Source organism: Cryobacterium sp. 10I1, from assembly GCF_035019805.1.
Taxonomy (GTDB): domain Bacteria; phylum Actinomycetota; class Actinomycetes; order Actinomycetales; family Microbacteriaceae; genus Cryobacterium; species Cryobacterium glucosi.
In genome coordinates, this window is record NZ_JASJVF010000341.1 from 1 (window position 1) to 2875 (window position 2875).

General features: G+C 69.9%; 3 protein-coding genes. All 3 read right to left on the minus strand.

Annotated features, from left to right (window positions below; all coding sequences use genetic code 11):
- Positions 1–627, minus strand: a 627-nt coding sequence (locus QN345_RS17630) for an NAD(P)H-binding protein (protein ID WP_323508982.1), incomplete at its 3' end; no start/stop codon positions are given.
- Between the two features lie 80 nt (positions 628–707).
- Complete coding sequence (locus QN345_RS17635) at positions 708–971, minus strand: hypothetical protein (protein WP_134449380.1); 264 nt, start codon at positions 969–971, stop codon at positions 708–710.
- Positions 972–1290: 319 nt separating this feature from the next.
- Entirely contained in the window at positions 1291–2739 is a 1449-nt protein-coding gene (locus QN345_RS17640) for a flavin monoamine oxidase family protein (protein ID WP_322135298.1), read from the minus strand.
- Between the last annotated feature and the right edge of the window lie 136 nt (positions 2740–2875).

The window sequence follows — 2875 nt, forward strand, 5'->3', positions numbered from 1 at the left end:
CCGCCCGGCCACCCGGGCGAGCTCCGCGGCGCCGTCGCGCAGGCTCCAGCCACGCGGCCCCGTGAGGGTGAAGGTCTCCCCGTCGTGACGAGACCCGCCGCCGAGGACGGCCGCGACGGCATCCGCCACGTCGGTGTGCGCGACCGAGCCGATGCGGCCCTCGCCGCCGGGCCCGCGGATGACGCCGTCGGCGCCGCACATCTGCGCGATCAGCCGGTGGTAGAAGTTGTCGCGCAGGAAAGTGAACGCGAGGCCGCTCGCCCGCAGGTGCGTCTCGGTTGCGGCATGGTCCCGGGCGAGGGTGAATTCGGCGTGCGGATCGGCGCCGAGGAACGAGAGATAGACGATCCGCTCGACTCCGGCGGCGACGGCGCTGTCGATCAGGGTGCGGTGCTCGGTCACCCGCTCGGCGCTCTCGGACGCCGACACCATGAACAGGGTGTCGACCCCGGCGAGGGCGGGGGCGAGGGCCTGGGCATCGCCGTAGCCGGCGGTCCAGACATCCGGATGCTGCCGCGCGAGCCGCGCGGTCGAGCGCACGATGAGCCTGGTGGGCGTTCCTGCCGCGTCAAGGCGGTCGCGAACGAGACCGCCGACGAGCCCCGTCGCTCCGGTGAGTGCGATCATGGCTGGTTCCCCTCGGCATCCGGTTGCGCGGTCGAACTGCGCCCTCGCATGGTACAGCGGAAGGGAGTGGGCGGAACGGCCTACAGCGGGATGAAGGTGTATTCCACGGTGAGGTGTTCGCTGCGGCAGGCGCCGCAGTAGAGCACGCCGGAGTGCTGCATGGCGATCACCCGCGGGGAGCACTGCACGACCTTCGGGCCGCAGCACGGCGAAATGACCATGTAGGCGCCGGGCGCGGTCGGATGGTGGCCGCTCAGGCCGCGGCCATGGTGGGAACCCTCGCAGGCGAGGTCGGAATCGAAGTCGAGCAGGCTGTCCAGCTCTTGGTCCAGCAGGGTTTCCATGAGGCACGATCAATCACGCGGTCAAACAGGGGAACTGCAGTCGCGACTGTGGCGGGGCACCGAAGCCGCGACCGCGCTCGGGTGGCCGACGGCACGACATGTGTACATTGCTGGGTCTTACGACCGTTGCACGCAACCCACCCAATTGGCAGCCATCGGCAACACCAACCCGGGAACGACTAAACCTTGGGGAGCTGCACAACGGCGGACCGCACCTGCATGAAGTCCCGGCTCGCCCCGGGAATCTTCAGCGACTAGACATTGGGCATAGCTTACACCGTTTGGTGAGAAATGCTCGGGATTGACTTTATGGGGTTCGTCAGGGCGCGGGCGTCGGCGTGGGGCTCGGCGTCGGGGGCACGTAGAACGGGGTCAGCCCGCGCAGCGCGGCGGCAAGCACCGTGGCGTCGTCGGCCCCGGCGAGCCGGAGCGCCGTGTCCCCGGCGACGAGTCCGACCAGGACGGGCTCCCCGGTGAGCGGCATCATGTTGATCCAGACCCGGAAGTCCTCGTCCCCGCCGACCGTGGTCCACAGCGGGGCGGTCGTGCTCCAGAACGGCTCGTCGAACTGCAGCCAGACCTTGTCGAGCGTGCCCATGCCGAGGTCGGCGATCGCGCCGCGGTGCGCGAAGGGCAGCGCGGGGTCGAATTCGAGCACCCCGGATTTCAGCACCCCGAGCGGAACGGTGACGAGCACCCGGTCGGCGGAGAGCGACTCCCCCGTGCCCAGACGCAGGCTCACGCCGGTGTCGGTGTATGCAAGTTTGGTGACGACGCTCGAGTCGAGCAGGTCGATGCCCTCTGCCGCCTTGGTGAGCAGGTGGGCATATCCACCGAGCACGATCCGGTCCTCGTTCGCGCCGGCGTCCGCGCTCGTGTACCAGCCCGACTGCTGGTCGACGGATGCGCCCGCGTCGATATCGAGAACGGTCGCGACCCGGAATGCGAGCCAGTCAGCCGCCGAAACACCGTCACCGGCATCCGCTGTGGACAGCGTGCTCGCGCCGGAGCCGTCGAGCGCGCCGTGTACGGACATGTCACTGGCCTGTTTCGTGGCCCAGGCGAGCGCGGTCGCAACGGCTTTTTCGCCGGTGTCGGGCACCGCGACGACGATTCCGGCATGGGTGCGGGTCTCGCTCGCGCTCGGAAAGGGGGTGGTCGCGATGCCGAGGCGGGTGAATTCCTCGTCGAGGGACGTTGTGTCGCTGTGGCTCACGAAGGACGGGCCGAGCTCGACAGGGAAGGGCCATTTCTTGTCGCTGACGGTGTCGATGCGGCCGCCGATGCGGTCGCGAGCCTCAACGAGGACGACGTCGAAACCGGCGTCCTTGAGGATGCGCGCGGCGCTGAGCCCGGCGATGCCCGCGCCGATCACGGCGATGCGTTCGCCGGGCGCTGCGGCGGCGATGATCTCGCGCGCCGCGCGAAAGCCGGAGTCGCGGCCGCCCTGCACCGTTCCCGGAGCGTCGGTCGAGGTGGCCTCGCCGGCGAAGAAGACCCGGTCGAGCACGGGTTGGGCGAGCGCAGTGCGCTGCTCGGGCGTGGAGTCGACGGCGGCGAAACTGTACGAACCGCGGGCGAACGGGTCGGCCGACCAGGAGGTGCGGCGCATCTGCGCGGGTTTCGGCACGGGCGAGACGGTGGGCGTCGGTGCGGGGGTCGACGTAGCGGTGGCGGATGCGCTCGGCCGCGGGGCCGGGGACACGCACGCGGTGAGAACGAGGGTCGAGAGACCCGTGACTCCGATGAGGAAGGTGCGACGTTTCATGGCGTTCCGCGCGTCGGGTGTCACTCACGTCCTCCTCTCCGAACGAATCCGGTTGGTTCCAAACTACCGCAGGGGCCGGTTCGGGCGGTCGCCCGCCGCCGGCGGGTACGTCGGGACCGGGTCAGGCGAGCAGTTC